13 protein-coding genes are annotated in these 20,147 nt (G+C 37.6%); 7 read left to right on the top strand and 6 right to left on the bottom strand.

The genetic code is table 11. The features are described 5' to 3' along the window. Window positions 1-25 precede the first annotated feature (25 nt). From G529_RS0107320 to G529_RS0107295, 6 genes are read right to left on the bottom strand one after another with little or no spacing between them, the layout of a single operon-like run. Window positions 26-1,321 (bottom strand): glycoside hydrolase 5 family protein, encoded by a 1,296-nt coding sequence (locus G529_RS0107320; RefSeq protein ID WP_026914918.1) that lies wholly within the window; start codon window positions 1,319-1,321, stop codon window positions 26-28. A gap of 1 nt (window position 1,322) precedes the next feature. Continuing rightward, window positions 1,323-2,603: a glycoside hydrolase family 26 protein gene (locus G529_RS0107315; protein ID WP_026914917.1), complete on the bottom strand. Its 1,281-nt coding sequence runs from the start codon at window positions 2,601-2,603 to the stop codon at window positions 1,323-1,325. A 4-nt stretch (window positions 2,604-2,607) separates the two neighbouring features. Continuing rightward, on the bottom strand, window positions 2,608-3,795 hold the full coding sequence (locus G529_RS0107310; protein WP_026914916.1) for an AGE family epimerase/isomerase: 1,188 nt from the start codon (window positions 3,793-3,795) through the stop codon (window positions 2,608-2,610). Next, on the bottom strand, window positions 3,788-4,984 hold the full coding sequence (locus G529_RS0107305; RefSeq protein ID WP_422678725.1) for a glycoside hydrolase family 130 protein: 1,197 nt from the start codon (window positions 4,982-4,984) through the stop codon (window positions 3,788-3,790). The genes G529_RS0107310 and G529_RS0107305 overlap by 8 nt, the downstream gene beginning before the upstream one ends. 4 nt (window positions 4,985-4,988) lie before the next feature. Further along, complete coding sequence (locus tag G529_RS0107300; RefSeq protein ID WP_035695769.1) at window positions 4,989-6,830, bottom strand: sodium:solute symporter family protein; 1,842 nt, start codon at window positions 6,828-6,830, stop codon at window positions 4,989-4,991. Between the two features lie 6 nt (window positions 6,831-6,836). Beyond that, on the bottom strand, window positions 6,837-7,970 hold the full coding sequence (locus tag G529_RS0107295) for a glycoside hydrolase family 26 protein (RefSeq protein WP_051201379.1): 1,134 nt from the start codon (window positions 7,968-7,970) through the stop codon (window positions 6,837-6,839). A 209-nt stretch (window positions 7,971-8,179) separates the two neighbouring features. Here G529_RS0107295 and G529_RS0107290 point away from each other — a divergent pair, with 209 nt between their 5' ends. From G529_RS0107290 to G529_RS0107260, 7 genes are all read left to right on the top strand, one after another. Beyond that, window positions 8,180-9,052 (top strand): AraC family transcriptional regulator, encoded by an 873-nt coding sequence (locus tag G529_RS0107290; RefSeq protein WP_026914912.1) that lies wholly within the window; start codon window positions 8,180-8,182, stop codon window positions 9,050-9,052. A 14-nt stretch (window positions 9,053-9,066) separates the two neighbouring features. Continuing rightward, window positions 9,067-10,095 (top strand): glycoside hydrolase family 5 protein, encoded by a 1,029-nt coding sequence (locus G529_RS0107285; RefSeq protein ID WP_035695766.1) that lies wholly within the window; start codon window positions 9,067-9,069, stop codon window positions 10,093-10,095. A 259-nt stretch (window positions 10,096-10,354) separates the two neighbouring features. Then, on the top strand, window positions 10,355-13,528 hold the full coding sequence (locus G529_RS0107280) for a SusC/RagA family TonB-linked outer membrane protein (RefSeq protein ID WP_084509758.1): 3,174 nt from the start codon (window positions 10,355-10,357) through the stop codon (window positions 13,526-13,528). 10 nt (window positions 13,529-13,538) lie between these two features. Continuing rightward, window positions 13,539-15,119 carry a RagB/SusD family nutrient uptake outer membrane protein gene (locus G529_RS0107275; RefSeq protein ID WP_026914909.1) on the top strand — a complete coding sequence of 527 codons (1,581 nt, stop codon included), beginning with the start codon at window positions 13,539-13,541 and terminating at the stop codon, window positions 15,117-15,119. A gap of 17 nt (window positions 15,120-15,136) precedes the next feature. Beyond that, window positions 15,137-16,219 (top strand): hypothetical protein, encoded by a 1,083-nt coding sequence (locus G529_RS0107270; RefSeq protein WP_026914908.1) that lies wholly within the window; start codon window positions 15,137-15,139, stop codon window positions 16,217-16,219. Between the two features lie 110 nt (window positions 16,220-16,329). Further along, window positions 16,330-18,819, top strand: coding sequence for a glycan-binding surface protein (locus G529_RS0107265; protein ID WP_084509757.1), 2,490 nt, complete (start codon window positions 16,330-16,332; stop codon window positions 18,817-18,819). A gap of 98 nt (window positions 18,820-18,917) precedes the next feature. Beyond that, on the top strand, window positions 18,918-20,129 hold the full coding sequence (locus tag G529_RS0107260) for a glycoside hydrolase family 27 protein (RefSeq protein ID WP_035695763.1): 1,212 nt from the start codon (window positions 18,918-18,920) through the stop codon (window positions 20,127-20,129). Window positions 20,130-20,147 lie beyond the last annotated feature (18 nt).

The following is a 20,147-nucleotide window of genomic DNA, read 5'->3' as shown; positions in this document are numbered from 1 at the left end:
CGCCATGTTTTTTCTCCAGTTCATATTAATCCTCCAAAGCTTCCGGATTTAAGATCTGATTGTAATTGTAAATCAATTGCAAGGTGCTGAGATCTGAAGCAAAAACCGTATTAAGGCCTTGAGGTTCCTGAGGAGGATCAGCACTAAAATCATCACCTTCTTTCCATTTACCTGTCGCCGGGTTCGTTTTTGCGAAGCCACCAAAGCCCCAGAAATTTAATCCGGCAAGTACGTTTTCGCTTTCAAAACTCTCCTTCAGTTCAGAGAAAAGCGCTTCATAGAAATCGTCGCGATTCTCTACAGCAGCTTCTGGTGAAAGACTCTCTTTAGCTCTGGGAAATCCAAATTCGGAAATTACGATAGGTTTTTTAAGCTCCTTAGCCACTTCTATATGTTCATCTATATAATTTGAAGCATTATCAATAGAAATCTTAAGAGTTTCCACTTCATTTTCGGGAGAATACCACTGCCAGTTTTTTGGCCACATATGCATGGTCAAATAATCTATATCCGGATTTTCATGAAGTATTTTATAGGTATCAATTTCCTGAAGATAGCTTGCTTTTCCTTCGGCTCCCGTGGAAATCAAGGTATCAGGGTCCAGTTCTTCTAAAATGCTTACCACTTCATTTAACCAGTCTTTGAAAGGTTCCCGGTCTTCTTCGGTAAATATGCGAGGTTCATTGGCCACCTGCCAGGACATGATGGTATTGTCTTCAGTATATTTTTTACCGTTATAGGAATTGGTCCTTCCCAGGATAAAACGGATATGATCTTTGAATGCTTCCCTGCAAGGCGTACAGGTATGGAATTGCTGTGTATATTCAAAATAATCTGGCCAGCTGTATTTTTCTAAAAAGGGATTAGCAACTTCGCCATACCCATTCCAGTTGAGATACGCCGACATCCCGCCAGACCAGATCCAGTTATTGTTTAAGTACAGAACTGCATACATCTTTCTTTTAGCCATTTCAGCAAGAAGAAAATCCAGACCGTTTAGAAGATCCTGATTGTATTTACCCTGTTCCGGCTGTAAAGCGGGTTTCACCTGAAAGTCTTCATTACCTCCTTCAGCTCCCACAAGGATCCTGAGATTATCGATACCGAGGCTATCCATAAGGTCCAGCTCTTTAATAAGTCTTTCCCTATCCCCAATATTGCTGGCGGCAATGAGAGGACCATACCAGTAATTAGCCCCTACAAAATAATAAGGCTTATTGCCTTTTAAGAATTTTCCATCTTTAACGGTGATTTTCTGTACTCCTCCACAGGAAATTAGTACCAGAGAAAAGATGGAAAAAAGGATCTTGAATATTTTCATTTTAGGCATTATTATCTTCAGGGAGGTCATAAATATTTGGCATATCATCTAATAGCCAGGCATCATCTTTCTCTATAAAATCCATAAAATCTTCTGCTCCGTCTGTCCCTGGAACCGGAACGGTATAAGAATCGGCAGAATTTTGCCAGAACATCATAAAGCCAATATTGATATCATTATCAGTTAAAATCTTGTAGAGATTATCAGAATAAAAATTAGGAGCGAGAGTAGTTCCGGCGCTCACAAAATAACCAGTTTCAGTAAAAGCAGGTATTTTCACTCTTTCTTCTGCGAGATCTGAAACCACTTTTAATTTTTGATTGGCAGTTCCGAGGTTGGCACCCTGCTGATTAGCTAAATCTCCATAATTATCCATTCCCACAATGTCTACATATTCATCACCGGGATATCTTTGCAGATAGGATGTAGTAGTAAAGTAGCTGTTATCTGGAGAAAAAGCATATAGAATATTATTTACTCCAAGGTCATCTCTCAAATATTCCACGGTAAACCTCCAGAGGGAAATAAATTCCTGGGTAGTGCTATAAGGTGCCCCCCACCAGAAAAAGTCTTTATCGAATTCATGAAACGGCCTGAAAATTATAGGAATCACACTTCCATCTGAACCTTTAAGATGTTTCGTAAATTCTGCTACTTTCTGGAGTTTTTGTTTGTAATATTCATGATTAGCGCCTCCCGGAAGAATACTTTTAAATGCATTTGCTTTTTGAAATTCTGTCATTTCAGAAGTGTAAAAATCATCTCCCTCGTAAGGTTCCCTTAAATGCCAGCAGAAGATATTCACCATCCCTTTATCATAGGCTTCTATGGTCTTTTCCTTAATAAGCTGCTCCTGCTGATAGAACCAGTTATTGGCTTCGCCATTATTTTGATCGTCGGTAATAAACATAAAGTCAGACCCCAGCATTCCGGGATCGCTCCCCGTTAGCTTTTTCATATCAGAATAACCATCGTTATCATTATAAAATGAAGAAAAAGCATCCTGTTGACCAATGATAAATCTGGAATATGAAATCGCTTTTAGATTATAAAAAAGTGCAACGGTTTCGGCTGTTGCAGCAGCATCTACCATAATAGCGGGAGTTTCTGAAGGAAAAAAGCTTATAGACGCTTCTTCCTCCGGAGTTTCTTCAGGAATTTCCTCTGGATTCTCGCCTGTTTCTGGTGGCGTTTGTTCAGGTTCTTCTCTAATTTCATCCTTGGAACAACCGGAAAGAAAAATACCCGATACGAAAACGAATAGGAATAGATGTTTTTTCATTTTTTCATTTTTTTAGCAGTATCATACAGGCTCTTGAATTGTGGTAAGGAGCTTTCCACATGCTTAGTTTATCTTCAGTTTCATAGGGATTATTATTCTTATCTACCCGGAAAAACCATTCTCCGTTGGCATGATCTTTAATGTGTTCTTTGGTGTATTCCCAAATATCTTCTTTGGCCAGTAGAAATTTCTTCTCACCAGATATATTAAAAGCATAATCCAGGCCTACCATCGCCTCTACCTGGGGCCACCAGTGTCTGTCTTCATCTACCTCCCCGGAATCCAGATCTTTTTCGTTGATCACTCCCGCATTCGGGACATAGGCCTCTTTAAGGAAAACCTCTGCTACCTCTACCGCTACTTTTTCTGCCTTCTTAAGGAGTATACTATTTTCAACCGCTTTGCAGGCTTCAATGATAAGCCAGACGGCTTCTATGTCGTGACCATAAGAAACTACGTTCTTTGCTCGCTGCCAATCAGTATTAAAGAATAGTTGAAAATGCATGTTTTTAGTATCCAGGAATTTTTCGAGGAATAAGTCTGTTAGGTTTATAAGCGCACCCTTTACGGAAATATCTCCTGAAGCGATATACAGATTTGTATATGCTTCCAGAATATGAAGATGTGTATTCATTGTTTTTGCTGAATTATCATCTTTTTTACTCAGTCGCATATCTTCAATTGTAGACCAATCCTGTTGAAAAGCTTCCAGGTAACCATTATTTTTCCTGTCCCGGGCATGGTTTTCAATCAGAAAAAACAGGTCGTTTGCGAATTTTAAAGCTTCCTGATCATTACTTAATTTATAATATTCAGCCAAGGCATAAATAGCAAATGCCTGAGCATAGATCTGCTTTCTCTTTTTAATCGGATTTCCCTTATAATCTAATTCCCAGAAAATACCTTTGTATTCCTTATCATGGAAGTACTTTTTTAAATAATCATAAGCTCTATCAGCAAGTTCCCGACAGGAATCATCCTTTTGAAAATTTCCAATTGCCGAAAAAGTCCAGAGCAATCTGGTGTTTAGAATAGCTCCTTTGTTTGCATTAGGAACTTCCGTATTAAAATGATCTCGTTTTCCTAAAAAACCGCCATGTTTTTCATCCACACTATTTGCTTTCCAGTACTGAATGATATTTTTCAGTTCTTCATTTAGTTCAGTTTTTATATCGGAAGAGAGATCAGTCATTTTTAAACTTTTTATTTTCCTCTATTTGACACAGAATGTTTTTAACCGAAGCAGCAGAGGTAAATTCATCCTGCTTAGTGTTTTTTACATAATCCAAAAGTCTCTCTAATGAAGACACCGCCACATGTGACCTGGTATCTGAAGAGGCGTAATAAATAAAAATCTTGCCGTCGTCATCTTTTATCCATCCATTCCCGAAGAGGACATTCGGAACATCTCCAACGGTTTCTTCATAATTTGGCGCCATAAAATAACCCGCAGGCTGATAGATGACTTTAGAAATATCATGCAAATCGGTCATGAATAGATACAGTGTATATCTTAATCCCCCTGCGGTATTCCGTACGCCATGTGCAAGATGAAGCCAGCCTTCTTCCGTTTTGATGGGAGCCGGGCCGAGACCGTTTTTCATTTCATAAATAGTGTGATACACCTTTTGATTGATGATCTTTTCGTCTTCCAACACAGGATTAGTGATATCCTTAATAAATCCAAGGCCAATTCCGCCACCGCTTCCCACTTCAATAAAGCCGTCCTGAGGCCTGGTATAAAGAGCATACTTCCCATTTACAAATTCGGGATGCATCACCACGTTTCGCTGTTGACCGGAATTTGATACTAGGTCTGGCAGTCTCTCCCAGTTTATAAGGTCTTTTGTCCTGGCTATTCCGGCATTTGCCACGGCAGCCGTGGTATCCCCGATTTTTTTATCTTTTCTTTCCGTACAAAAAACACCATAGACCCACCCATCTTCATGTTGGGTGAGGCGCATGTCATAAACGTTGGTATCGGGTTCGCCGTATTGTGGCATTACCACCGGTTTCTCCCAGAATTTAAAATTATCTACGCCATTTGGACTTTCCGCCATGGCGAAAAATGATTTTCGATCGCTACCTTCTACTCTTACCGCCAGAACATACTTTCCTTTCCATTTCATTGCTCCCGGATTGAATGTGGCATTGATACCAATTCTTTCAAGACCGAAAGGATTCGTTTCCGGATTAAAATCATATCTCCAGGCTAGCGGAGTGTGTTTAGCAGTCACTACCGGATTAGTGTATCTTTCAAATATTCCATTAGAATATTCCTCAGGGAAATTTGGTCTTTCGAGCAATTCCGTATGATTTTTCAATAAACGGTCATAATTAACCATTTTCCCTGCGTCTTTGTTTTTATGCGTAAAATCCATTGTATTAGTATTTACTTCTAATATTATTTTCAATTTTTATTTTATCCCACCAGTTCTTTTTGAGGATTAATATGCAAACACCAAGAACTGCAAGTGAAACCAGTAATGGTAAATTTTGGTGCAGAATGAGATAAAGCGGAGCCACTACCAGAAGTGTTTGAGCAATAGTTCCAATAATGACATTAAACATATCACGTCCAAAAGCCGTATTTCTTTCGAATGCTGGATCTTCCGTCTTTACTTTTTCAAAGATTGGTTTCCAGAAGCCCCATGGTTTTGTACGTCTATAAAAATCTTTAAGAACTTCTTCTTCTGTAGGTGGGGCAGAATAAGTTCCAATGACACTTCCCGCAATAGAAATTAAAAGTATTATCGGGAAATAATATAAATCAAGGGTATCTGTGAAAATAGGAAAGATCATGGCAGGAAGCATTCCAGACAGCATTCCCCAGAAGTAACCTGCTCCATTAAATCTCCACCAGTGCCATTTAAGGACGTTGGAAACCACATAACTTCCATATAATGCAGAAACGATCCATTGAAGTATGGAGTTGACGTCCTGAATGAAAAAACCTAGAATTATGCTAATAATCACTACTAGTATACCACTACCATAATTCATTTTCTTGATCTTATAATGGCCAGCTTTAGGATTATAATGTTTTAAGTACATGTCGTTCACTAAATATGCCTGAGCTGCATTTAAAGTTCCGGCGAAGGTCGACATAAATGCAGCCAGCAAACCAGCCAGTAAGAATCCGAGTAAGCCAACAGGTATAAATTGTTCTATAGCTGCTGGAAGAATTTTTTCAAAATCAAGTATGCCAGCAGTGGTAAGATCTAATTTTTCATAAAATAAGACTGCCAGTATTCCAAAACCTCCTACCATCAGATATCGGGTAGGGATAAGAGCAAAAATGGAAAATGCACTCATCTTTGCAGCTTCTAATGGGGATTTAGTGGATAAGATTTTTTGCATATCGTAATTAGGGGCAGGTCCGGCAAGACTAGATAAAATACCTTTAAACAGCATTAACATGAAAAATATACTGAACAGCGAATACCCGTCAGAGGCAATTTTGGTATTTACTTCTTCGATAATTCCACTCCAGTCCATATTGAGTTCCCATCCAAAGAAAGGATTCATCCATCCATCTGGTACATCCAGAGTATTAGTACCCATTGCCTGCCAGGCAATCACCGCTATGGCAATAGAAGAAATTGTCATCACAGTATATTGTAATACATCTGTCCATACGATACCGGACATTCCTCCCAAAACTGAATAAAATACAGCGAACATTGTGAAAATTATTCCATAAAAATGTGGGATATAAGCTGCCGGGACTTCAAAAGGGATATAGCCTGATACTATTTCCCACGGAATAAAAATTTCAACAAATTTTCCCAGGCCAATAAATCCATATGCCAGAAATCCTAAACAACTTAAAATGGCAAATACTACTATTATTGTATGGGACATGCGTCCACCTTTACCGCCTCCAAACCTGAATAAAATCCACTCTGCACCAGTAGTAACGTTGGATCTTCTTAACCAGGCAGAAAGGTATATCATTAAAAAAACCTGATTAAAAACAGGCCAAAGCCATGGAATCCAAATGCTTTTAAACCCGTATACAAAGGTTAGTGTTACCAGCCACATCGTTCCGGAGATATCGAACATACCGGAAGCATTTGAAAGTCCCAACATATACCATGGTAGACTCTTCCCGCCAAGTAAATAATCATCTTTACTCTTTTTAGCCCTATTACGAAAAGCGAGACCTATAAGGATGGTTCCTGTGAGATAAAGTAAAATGATAATGACATCAAAACCCTGTAGCATTATAATCTAAAGTTTAAAATTAATTTGTTTTACCTGGTCCAGGAAAAGGCTTTCTTCAAGTTTCTCGAACTCTCTAAAATTTTCAGCGCTTATATCATCAGGATATGTTGAAAAATAGTGATCTAATCGAGCATTTCTCCATAGAAGCACCCAGGAAATTCCTGACTTTTTTATTCCTTCATAAAGGGTGTTTGTCCACCAGTCAGGATCTGAGCCCGGGCTTATATTTCCTGTTTCAGTCAGAGCATATGGCTTTGATCTTTTTTGAGCTTCAGATCTCAGGATTTCAAGATTTGTTTGAATGTTTTTTATGAATGCCTCTTTGCCGCCGTAATTATAAATGTCAACCCCGAGAATATCAACATATTCATCACCGGGATAGTATCTTTCAAAGTCCTCTTTACTTTGCATGATGTTAGGAGAATAGGCGAATAAGAGATTTTGAACATTGTTTTGCTGCAGTAGGATAAAAGTCTGTCTCCATAATTCCTTGTAGTCTTCTGCGCTGCAATTCCCTTCTCCCCACCAAAACCATCCGCCATTCATTTCATGGAAGGGTCTAAAAACTACTGGTATAGGCTGATCTTTTTCATCATTTAAGGATTTAAAGAAAACCGAGAGTCGGGATACCCATTTTTCATATTTTTCTCGCTTTAAACCACCCTTTAAAATTTCGGAAACTGCTGCCGTAGTATCCCAGGAACTCCCATCTGTCACCGGGTTATCCAGGTGCCAGCTGAAAGTAATAATCGCACCCTTTTTATACATTTTTTTTACCTGATCCCTCATTAGCAAAAAGGAAACCGTATCGAGATTGAAAGAATGATTTAACTCAATGTGCCCAAGATCGTACCCATGAACCGCCGGAAGCTTTCCGGAAACATCTTTGATGTCACTTCTTATTTTAAGAGGGGCATCTGGCTGTTTCCAGTTTATGCCATATATGGTAGCATCCTGTTGTCCAAAAGCGAAACCATCATTGGGAATGGTTTTTATTCTTTCATATAAAATTTTAGTTTTTTCTGATGCCTTAATATTAGCAAGGTGAATGTCCTCTAAATTTATTCGATACGTACTTTTACATGATGTCATACATACAATAAATGTTAGAAGAATACCTATTTTGACAATATATTTCATGTAATAAGTGTGAATTTTGAATTTTTTTGGTAAAATATTTTATCTTTAGTTTTGTCTTATTATATATTTAATCTCTAAATTTTAAGGAAAATTTAATTAAATCGCCTGAAATGTTAAGAAATATCAAATTTAACTTTCACGGTTATTGAACTTTAATAGAATATTGTCAATTCTTGATTAAATTTTTTCTCAATCGTAATTAATAGAATATGCAAAAGGAGATACACCGGGAAATTACACCCCTGGCCCCTGAAGATAGCTTCCTTGTTTTTGATAGAATCAAGGATGATTTTGATTTTCCAATTCATTTTCATCCTGAGTATGAGCTTAATTTTATTTTAAATGGTAAAGGTGTTCGGCGAGTAGTGGGTGATAGTCTGGAGGAAATTGATAATATCGAGTTAGTACTTGTGGGGCCAAACCTGAATCATGGTTGGGAAATCCACAACTGTAGCAATAAGGATATTCATGAAATAACGATTCAATTTCATAACGACCTTTTTGATGATAAGCTGTTAAGCCGAAGAATAATGAAGCCGATAAAGGATATGTTTGAAAGGTCTGCCCACGGAATATTGTTCTCAGAAAAGATTTCAAAAGAAATAAAACCAAAAATACTTAGATTATCTAAAATAGATAGTATTGATTATTTTCTGGAGCTGATTTCCATCTTACATGACCTTGCAAATTCCAGAAATCAACATCTCCTTTCATCATATATTTCAGAAAATAAAAACTTTGAAAACAGTGATAAGATTAAGAAAATATATGAGTATATACAGGAGAATTATCAAAAAAAGATAAGCCTGAAGGAGATCTCGGATGTTGTAAATATGAGCCCGGTTTCTTTTAATCGATTTATTAAACGCAGGACAGGAAAAACCTTTATTGAATACGTTAATGATACCAGGATTGGTTATGCCGCAAGATGGTTAATTGAGAAGGAATTAAGCATAGCCGAAATTGCCTTTAAATGTGGGTTCAATAATATTGCAAATTTTAATCGTGTTTTTAAAAAGAATAAGAACTGTACACCTAGCCAGTACAGGGAGGAATTTAGTGGAATAAAAAGAGTATTATAAATATTAAAGGCATCATGAAAAGCATATCTGGATTAACTATTTTCTTACTTCCGTTATTAATTATTTGCGGTTGTTCTTCTATGAATATGGATTCGTCATCCAGAGAGAAAAACCACGAAGGATCTGCCGTTAAAGCATTAAATGCAGAAAATTTGACTCCCGTAGCCAAATATGGTCAGTTAAGCTTCGATGGTATTAAATTGGTTAGTGAGCATGGAGAAGCTGTTCAATTAAAAGGGATGTCTTTGTTCTGGAGCCAATGGCAACCGCAGTATTATAATAAAACCACCTTAAAACAATTGAAAGATAATTGGGGGATTAGTGTTATAAGAGCAGCTATGGCAATTGAACATGAAGGTTTCCTGGAAAATCCTGAAAAAGAGAAGCGAAAAATTTATGATGTGATAGATGCAGCAATAGACCTTGGAATTTATGTTATCGTAGACTGGCATGATCACCATGCTGAAGATCATCTTTTAGAAGCAAAGAAATTTTTCTCTGAATTAAGTGATAAATATTGTCAATACCCTAATTTAATATATGAGCCTTATAATGAACCGTTAGAAGTTTCCTGGAGTAAAGTTCTAAAACCATATCATCAAGAAATCATCTCAGCAATTAGAAAGAACGATCCCGATAATATTATAATATGCGGCACACCTAGATGGTCACAGGATGTTGTTTCCGCGGCAGAAGACCCTATTAATGAGACTAATATTGGTTACACATTACATTTCTATGCAGGTACTCATCACGAAGAACTTAGAGAGGCAGCTGCTAATGCAATGAAGGAAAATCTACCAATTTTTGTTACTGAATTTGGAACTACAAATGCCGATGGTAATGGAAAGGTTTTTTATGAGGAAACTCAAAAATGGTTTGACTTCATGGATGAAAATAAGTTATCATGGTGTAATTGGTCTATAGCTGATAAAAAAGAAGCATCTGCAGCACTTAAACCTGGTACTAAGTATAACGAATTAAAGGACTTATCTAATCTTAGTAAGTCGGGAAAATATGTCAGATCCAAAATTATTGAATAGCAATATTTCACTAGTACTTTTCTGCTGAATATATTTTGAACTTACCAATTTCGTATAAAATCAACATTGGCATATTACAGTGTCTAGGTAGGAAAAAATATCATTAATATTTGATAAAATAATATTAACAAGACCTTAACTTTCCTTCTAATTTTGAGTATGGGAAAAATATGGGTATTTTTTTGTTGATATAACAATTGTTTTGTTTTCATATTATTGATACCGTAATTTTTTATATAAATCAACCAATTTAATTCTTATGCGAAGAAAGATACTTCAATGTAAAGGCAGTTGTAGCCTTAGTAGCAAAATATTATTTTTTGCCATCTTCTTTTGTGCCTTCACTCAAATTGGTCTCGCGCAGAACGTTGTGACCGGTAAAGTGACAGATACGGAAGGTATACCTTTATTAGGGGTAAATGTAATTGAGAAAAACACCTCGAATGGAACCACTACCGATTTTGATGGTAATTTTGAAATTAGTGTAGGTGATAATGCAGTCATTGTTTTTAGCTTTGTTGGATTTTTGACTAAGGAAGTGAGTGTTTCAGGAGGTGAAAAACTGAGTGTTACATTGGATACGGATTCTGAAAGTTTAGATGAAGTAATAGTTATTGGGTATGGTGCTCAGCGAAAAGAAGAAATAAGCGGTTCTGTATCCAGTATTAGTAGTGAGGAATTTGAAAATATCCCTCAAGTAAGTGTTGATCAACTAATGCAGGGTAGGGCTGCAGGAGTGATGGTTACAAAGAATTCTGGGCAGCCAGGATCAGCCGTGTCGGTGAAGATTCGAGGAGTTAATACAATTACCGGTTCGAGTGAGCCTCTTTATATTATTGATGGTGTGCCAGTTTCTGGGGATTCTAGAAATATCGCAACAAGTGGACGGTCAACCGCAGACGGTGGAATTGGAGATGGAACTGGATCTACAGATGTAAGTCCATTAGCTGCTTTAAACCCTAGTGATATCGAATCTGTTGATATTTTGAAAGATGCCTCGGCTACGGCTATTTATGGTTCTCGCGGTTCTAATGGGGTTGTTATTATAACAACAAAAAAAGGAAAAAAAGGTGCGGGTAGATTAAGTTATAATACTTATGTCGCTCTTCAAAGGCCAACGAATAAAATTGATGTTTTGGATTTACCGGGATATGCAAGACTGCAAAATACCATTGGAGAAATATATGGATTAGATCCTCAGATTGAATTTTTGAATCCAGATTTGCTTGGCCCAGGAACAGATTGGCAAGCAGAAATATTTGATGATGCTTTTCAATTCAATCATGAGCTTTCCTTCTCTGGAGCCTCTGAAAAAATAAACTATTTTATTTCGTCTTCCTATACAGACCAAGAAGGAACCGTAATTGGTTCTGGTTTTGATCGTGTAACTGTTCGGGCTAATGTGAATGCTACATTAAATGATTGGATAAGCACTGGGATAGCCTTGACAGCTAGTAGGACAAATGATGATATCACCTTAAATAGTTCTACTAATGGAATCATTTCCTTATCCTTATTAAACAATCCGGCTACCGCTGTTTACAATGCAGATGGTACTTTTGCTGGACCTCAAACAGCCGATGAGATTGCTTTTGGAATTCGAAATCCAATTGCTGAAGCATTAAGTATTGAGAATAGATTGACTAGAAATAGGGTTTTTGGAAATTTATTCACTCAATTCAGGATTAATGATAATTTAAGTTTCAGAACTGAATTCGGAGGTGATTTTGGTAATAATTTGAGCGATCGTTTCCAGCCAACATTTACCTATGGTGTTTTAGAAAGGGGGGAGAGCACTTTAAATGTGAGAAGGGAGAATAATGATTTTTGGATTATTAAAAACCTATTGACTTATGATAACACTTTTAATGAAAAACATGATGTTACAATGTTACTGGGACAGGAAGTTCAGGAATCTAAATGGCAGGGAGTTATAGCTCAGGATGGAGATTTTGTAAGTAATGATGTTCCAATTTTAGGAACAGGTGATGCTAATGATTTCAATGATCAATATATTGGAAGTTCAGCTTTGGAGTCATATTTTGGCAGGTTGATTTATTCCTTTGATAGCCGGTATAATGTTACTGCATCGTTAAGAGCAGATGGGTCATCTAAATTTGCTGCAGGTAACAAATGGGGGTACTTCCCATCTGTTTCTGCCTCTTGGAGGTTATCCAATGAAGCATTCATGGAGGATTTTGAAAGTATACAAAATATTAAATTATATGGAGGTTATGGAGAAGTTGGTAACCAGGCAATTCCAAACTTTGCATATGGTGTAAGGCTGAATACCATTTCAACTGGACTGGGAACAGGATTTGAGTTTGCTAATTTTGAAAATCCTGATCTTACCTGGGAGTCATCTACTCAGACTAACTTAGGTTTGAGCTTTGGATTATTTGATTCAAGATTGAATACAACTATAGAAGTATATAACAAAGTTTCAAAAGATTTTCTTTATCAATTAGCTGTGACCGATTTTATAACAGGGGGTAATTCACCTGGAGCTATAACGGCTCCCTGGGTAAACCTTGGTGAAATGGTAAATAAAGGAGTAGATTTAACTATTAATTATTCAACTTTAGGTGAAAGTGATTTCAACTGGCAATCCACCTTAACATTCTCTCATTATCAGAATGAAGTAACTGAGTTGCTTGGGGACCTCACGATTAATGGGAATCTTAGTTTAAACGATTCAAATCAAAACCTTACGCTCACAAAAGTTGGAGAGCCCGTAGGGATGTTTTATGGCTATCAGGTTGAAGGTCTATTCAGGACTACAGATGATATTCAAGGTGCTCCTGTACAATTTGGAAGACCTTTTGAAGATGCTTTATTTTCAACTACCTGGCTTGGGGATATTAAGTTCAGGGATATCAATGGTGATGGGGTGATTAATAATGATGACCGCACAGTAATAGGTAATCCTCATCCGGATTTCACTTTTGGTTTTCAGAATAATTTCTCCTACAAGAATTTTGATCTATCCATGTTTCTACAAGGATCATATGGGAATGATATTTTTAACGCTGTAAAAAGAACTCTAACTGCGGCAAATAGTTATTATGTCAACCAATCACCATCAGTTTTAGATTATTGGTCCATTGATAATCCGAATGCAAGTGCTCCGAGGTTAGCAAGAAATGATACTCCCAATATTAATATTTCAGACCGTTATATCGAAGACGGCTCCTATTTAAGAATTCAAAATTTGACTCTAGGTTATAATTTGTCTTCAGGTACTGCTGATCAAATAGGATTGAGTAAATTAAAGGTATACGGTAGTATTCAAAATTTATACACGTTTACAAATTATTCGGGTTACGATCCCGAGGTAGGAGCATATAATCAGAACGCGCTTTTGCTTGGGGTCGATAACGGGCGATACCCATCTCCAAGAACTTTTTCAATAGGATTGAACGTAGAATTATAATTAAAAGACGATGAAGAAATTTCTAAAAACAAAGACTATAATAGTTATCGCTGCTCTTTTATGCTTTCCTTCATGTAGCAAAGACTTTCTTGAGAGACCTCCAGAGGATTCATATAGTGCAGCAACCTTTTATAAAACAACAGATCAGGTAGAAGCTGCCGCCAATCACCTTTATTCAAGACCATGGTACAACTTTATTTCTAATGTTGCCTGGGCTATTGGAGAATTAAGCTCTGGAAATGGTAGAACTTGGGATCCAAGAAATGCAGATTTTGATAATTTTGCAATTACTGGTGAACATGGGACTTTAACCCAGTCTTGGGAATCCTTGTATGCTGTTATAGCGCAATCGAACTCTTTGATCAATACCTTGCCAAATTCTGTAGATCCAGATGTACCTGAAGAAGTAGTAAATAATTCTTTAGGAGAAGCAAGATTTATTAGAGCCACGGCTTATTTTTATTTAGTTAGAATATTTGGATCGGTACCTATTATTGCTGATAATACAGATTATGTTTTAGAGCCAGTAGTTCCCAGAAATCCTGTAGAGGATGTTTATGAATTCATTAAAAGGGATCTAATGTTTGCGATAGAGAATCTCTACGAGAAAACCAGAGGTTCCAATTACGAATTAAATGCCAGAGTTTCCAGTGGATCTGCAAAAGCAATGTTAGCTAAAATTTATTTGTATGAGGAAAATTGGACAAGGGCATATGAGCTTTCTAATGAGGTCATAAACTCTGGTGAATTTAAACTTTATGGTGGCACAGGAGCAGATGGGGATCCATCGGGAAGTTATTACGATCTATTTCTAACTGCTAATGACAATAATCCTGAATCTATTTTTGCTTTGCAATGGTCTACTTCTGGGCAGTATTCTGAAGGAAATGGACTCCAGTCATTATTTGCTCAAGCTGGTATAACTGGCTTTTCAGATGGATACTCTGCAATAGGTCCATCCTTGGATCTCCAGGCCGCCTATGAGGATAAAGAACAGGATTTGCGTTATTATGCTACGATTATGGATCCCGGATCCTATTATCCAGACTTAAATGGAGGTTATACCGTTTCTGAAAATGTAAATCATCAAGGTACCAATGTAGGGATAAAAAAATATGTAGTGGGAAATGCTGCTACTAATGGAGGGGGAGGACAACAGAGCTATCCTAATAACACGTATATATTACGATATGGGGAACTTCTTTTAATACACGCTGAAGCAGCATTACGTGGTGGAGGACCATATGACGAAGGTGTGAAATCTTTAAATAAAGTAAGGGAAAGAGCGGGATTAGATCCTATTGCAAATCCTACTTTAGAAGATGTTTTTCAAGAGAGAAGGATCGAGTTAGCTTTTGAATTCGAATTCTGGTATGATGTAGTACGTCAAGGCCCTGATTTCGCACTTAATTTTCTTGCAAATACCGAACGCGGGACGTTTAACAACGAAACAACTCCTCCAACTGTTAATTCTGAGATGTATACCCCAACTATGGATGATTTACTGTTTCCTTATCCAAGTAACGAAACTCAGAATAACCCTGCGCTTTTAGAGCCACCTGTGCCATATAATTTTAGTGATGTTGAATAATTTCTTAAAAAAATATTATGAAAAATAACTCAATAAAAAACATGATGACCAAACCAATATATATATTCTTGTTTGCATTAATATTGGTTTCATGTGACAGTGAATTTGATGTAATTAGTCCTGAGGGTGGTGATGGTCCGCCGGTAATTACGAGTGTTAGTGAAGCAAGAGAAGATGTTGTGGTAACACAGGGTGTTTTGGAAAATACATATATAATTCGAGGTGAAAATTTTTCTACTTTAAAAGCCATTTATTTCAATGGTGTTCAGGCAAGTGTAAACCTAGCTCTTACTACAGATAACCTTACCTTTGCCACTGTGCCTGAGAGTGCTCCTTATGTGGGACAGTCTAATGAATTAGTGCTGGAAAACCTTTCAGGGTCTACTAGTTATGACTTTTCACTTTTAACTATCGATGATTTTACAGAAGCTACAATAGAAGGTGTTAAAACTGTGACTTTACTTGGTGGAGATTTTTCAGAGACAAGTTCGGTAACTTTCGTCTCAGGAACTGAAGAAGCTGGAAACCTTGTAGAAAGAGAAGCAGAAATAATATCAGTTTCAGAGACTGAGGTGACCGTCGAAGTGCCTTCTGGAGTGGAGCAGGCTTTTATTTATTTGGAAACTGCAAGAGGTGCTGTAGCGCAATCAGATTCTTATGGATTCAATTATTCAATTTTTATCGATGAACTCAATCCAGAATGGGAAATGAGTCAGTGGGGAGGAACATTTGATCTACAGACAACAGATCCTGCTTTAGGTCAATATTCTATTCAAAGTATTCGTGAAGGTTGGTCTGGACTCTCTTTTCTTGCGCCAGATATTCCTTTCGATGAATATGATGCTATAACGGTTTCATTATATGGTACAGGTGACCCGGGTGACTCGGTTATCCTCGCAATAAATGATTTTGATGGAAATGCTAGTCACCAGCAAATTGAACTAATCCCAGGTGAATGGAAAAAGGTTGTCATTCCATTATCAAACTTTTATCCTAATGGAGGAGAACCGGCAACAATTTTCCGTTTGGATTTCCAGGAGTCTTCTAATACTGGAAAAGCACAATATGTATTCTATGTGGATGACTTTGGATTCCTGTAGTAATAAATATAAATGAACATTATTAAGTTAAAAACCATGTATTCTGGAGCCTAAGATAGGCTCCGGGAATCAGGTTTAAATCCAAGAAATCGATTGTAAAAAAATAACAGATGAAATTATTCCGATTACATTATTTGTTAATGCTGGCGGTTTTAAGCCTCATATCCTGCGATGATGACGATGACCTATACCCGCAACTCGGAGACGATCCTCGAAATATTAATGAAATCGTATCTCAAACAGCTGAATTATCAACTTTATCTCAGGCTTTAGAACAGGTAAACCTGGATTCCGTATTCAGTTCAACAACAACTTATACTCTTTTTGCACCTAGTAATGCTGCATTTGGAGATATGGACATGTCTTCATTTTCTGATGAGGAACTTGAAAATATCCTTTTAAATCATACTCTCAGTACAACTACTGCTGATTTTTCTTCGACTTTTACTACTGGATATACTCCAACGATGGCTACTGGGCCTAACGGGAATAATTTAAGTTTGTACGTAGATACTGAAGGAGACTTAAGATTGAATGGAACTGCCGGGTTAGTAAGTGGTTCTTTTGATATTGGATCTACTAATGGAGTGCTGCATGTAATCGATAATGTTTTAGCGCCTCCTACAGTGGTGGATCACGTTAAGGCAAATCCTAACTTTTCTATGTTAGCGGAAGCTTTGGTACTGGCTGATTTAGAGGATGCTCTTTCATTTAATGATGAAGAAAATGAAGCCTATCCTTTAACGGTTTTTGCTCCAACGAATGCTGCTTTTGAAAGTTTTATGATGCAACTAAATGGAGCATTTGGATGGACTTCTCTAAGTGAAGTTCCCACCGAAATACTTCAGGAAGTTTTAATGTATCATGTTGTCACCGGAAGCAATACACTTGCTCCCATGATTTCAGGTACAGAGCAGGTTACAATGCAGGGTACCAGCTTTTTGATTGATGATAATGCTGTAATACAGGACGGAAGTTATGATACGGCTAATTTTACTATAACAGATATCCAGGGTGTTAATGGTGTAGTACATGGAGTAGATAAAGTTCTTATACCGGAGAGTGTTTTTCAAGACATTTTAGGTGCAACTTTAGATCTAAAAGAAAGAAGTGAAGATAGAGGATTTACTTCGTTCCTGGCAGCCATTGAAAAAGCTGGATTGACAGAACAACTGGAGTCTGAAGAATTTACTGTTTTTGTTCCTAATAATGATGCCTTTAATGCCCTATTCTCACTAATTACAAATTTCGATAGCCTGGATGATTTTGATACACCTGAGGAAATTGAAGCTTTAAAACAATTGCTAACTTATCATTTATACGCCGGACAATTAATGTCAAGTCAGTTAACCGATGGTGGCAGTATTACAACGGTTTACGGAGATAATATTACAGCAGATCTTAGCGGGGATAATGCCCGTTTGAGACCAAGTTTTGAGGAGGCTATTCCCGCTCAAATTGTAAATGCAAATATTGGGGCAATCAATGGTATATTACATGAAATAAATCGTGTTCTTATTCCATCAGATCTTGTTTCAATACTTGGTATAGAATCTGCGGAAGGTGGACAGTGCCCTGTTAAAGATGCGAGTCTTGTTTTCTTTGATTGGAATGGAAAAGACCCATGGTGGGGGAATGTAACTGCCGAAAATGATCCTTCACTTTCGTTAGATGGGGAGAGTTATGGTAGAGCAAATTTCCAGACTGGTGGAACTGGCTGGGTAGACCTGTTTTGGAGAAATGATGCATCTACTTTTAATGGAGCCAGTACCGTCGGTGCGAATATTGACCAATATTCACTGAAATTTGATATCAATGTAATCGAGCCAATTACCGGTGGAATGTTTAGGATTAGATTCAATGATGCCGATGGTGATGACATTTTCTATAATTGGCAACCCTGGAATGATACAGGAGAACCATTTACCACTGACGGATGGGAAACCATTGAAATTCCTTTAGCCGAAATAGGGGTAACTGATTTCAGCCTTATTGATGCCGAATTTGGAATGGCCTTCGAAGGCGCTGACATACTTCTGAATTTCGCAATTGACAATGTAAGATTTGATGCTCCGGGCTGCGGTGGACCTGATCCTGTAGGAAGTGCAGACTGGGTTTTCTTTGACTGGGATGGCAATGATCCATGGTGGGGTAATGTAGGTGTGGAAAATGATGCAGCTATTTCCCTTGATGGTAGTAACTATGGAAGAGCAAATTTCCAGACAGGTGGAACTGGATGGCAGGATCTCTTCTGGAGAAATGACGCATCAACTTTTAATGGTGCTTCAGTAGTGGGTGCGAATGTGGATGATTATGTACTGAAATTTGATATTCTTACACTAGAACCAATCTCTGAAGGTATGTTCCGTATTAGGTTCAATGATGCTGATGGCGTAGATGCATTCTACAATTGGCAGCCCTGGAATGATACTGGTGATGCCTTTGATACCGAAGGTGAATGGACTACGGTAACCATTCCCCTTTCAGAACTTGGAGTGCCAGATTTTAGTCTAATTGATGCTGAATTTGGAATGGCTTTCGAAGGCGCTGATGTTCTGCTCAATTTTGCTATTGATAACGTCAGATTTGAGAAAAAATAAATTGTTTGGTGTTAGCTTAATTTATGCTAAATAATTTGATTCCCTACGGGCAACTGTAGGGAATTTCTTTTTTAAAATTTAATATTAAAACCATAGAAATGACTTTAAAGAAAATCTTCCTTATTCTAATAACTATCATAGGATCGCATCAAACTAATGCTCAAAAATTTGATGATCTGGCTCAAACCCCTCCTATGGGATGGAACAGCTGGAATAAATTTGCCTGTGACATTAATGAAGATCTTATTAAAGCGGCTGCAGATAATATGGTTTCGAGCGGAATGAAAGATGCCGGATACGAATATATTGTGATTGATGATTGCTGGCATGGCGAGAGAGATGAAAACGGGTTTATTCATGCAGATAAGGAAAAGTTTCCTTCTGGGATGAAGGCATTGGTAGATTATGTACATTCCAAAGGACTAAAATTTGGAATCTATTCAGATGCAGGTACTGAAACTTGCGGAGGTGAACCTGGGAGTCGTGGTCACGAATATCAGGATGCAATAACATATGCGCGTTGGGGAGTGGATTACCTAAAATATGACTGGTGTAATACCGGGAAACAAAATGCCGAAGCCTCCTACATTACCATGAGGGATGCTTTATACGACGCAGGTCGCCCCGTTTTATTCGCTATTTGCGAATGGGGCGATAATCAACCCTGGGAGTGGGCGCAGGATATAGGTCATATGTGGAGAACAACCGGAGATATTTATCCTTGCTGGGATTGCGAAGAAGATCATGGTAACTGGTCTTCGTGGGGAGTACTCAGAATACTTGATATGCAGGATGGTTTAAGAAAATATGCCGGTCCCGGCCATTGGAATGATCCCGATATGATGGAAGTTGGAAATGGAATGACTGTGAGTGAAGACCGGGCTCATTTTACGATGTGGGCGATGCTGGCAGCTCCATTAATTGCCGGCAATGATCTGGGTAATATGAGGGAAGAAACAGTGAATATCCTTACTAATAAAGAGGTGATCGCTATAGACCAGGATACTCTTGGAGTGCAGGGATTTAAATATAGCAGTGAAGACGGCCTTGAAACCTGGTTTAAGCCTTTAGCAGGTGGAAACTGGGCAGTGACCTTCTTAAATCGCGCGGATACCGATCATGAAATAAATTTTAACTGGAAAGATCATGAGATTAAAGATCCGGATTTTGATTATGCTGCTAATTTTAAAGCTGTAACATATAACATAAGAGACCTTTGGAAACATAAGAATTTAAAAACTACGGAGAAATCTTTTAAATCTATAGTGCCGCCTCATGACGTTATTACTCTCAAACTAAGCCGAAAATAACAAAGCATTGATTTAAAA

This window comes from Christiangramia portivictoriae DSM 23547 (assembly GCF_000423045.1).
Classification (GTDB): Bacteria; Bacteroidota; Bacteroidia; order Flavobacteriales; family Flavobacteriaceae; genus Christiangramia; species Christiangramia portivictoriae.
Note: the sequence above shows the minus strand (reverse complement) of the source record. Positions and strands in the feature narration are given on the sequence as shown.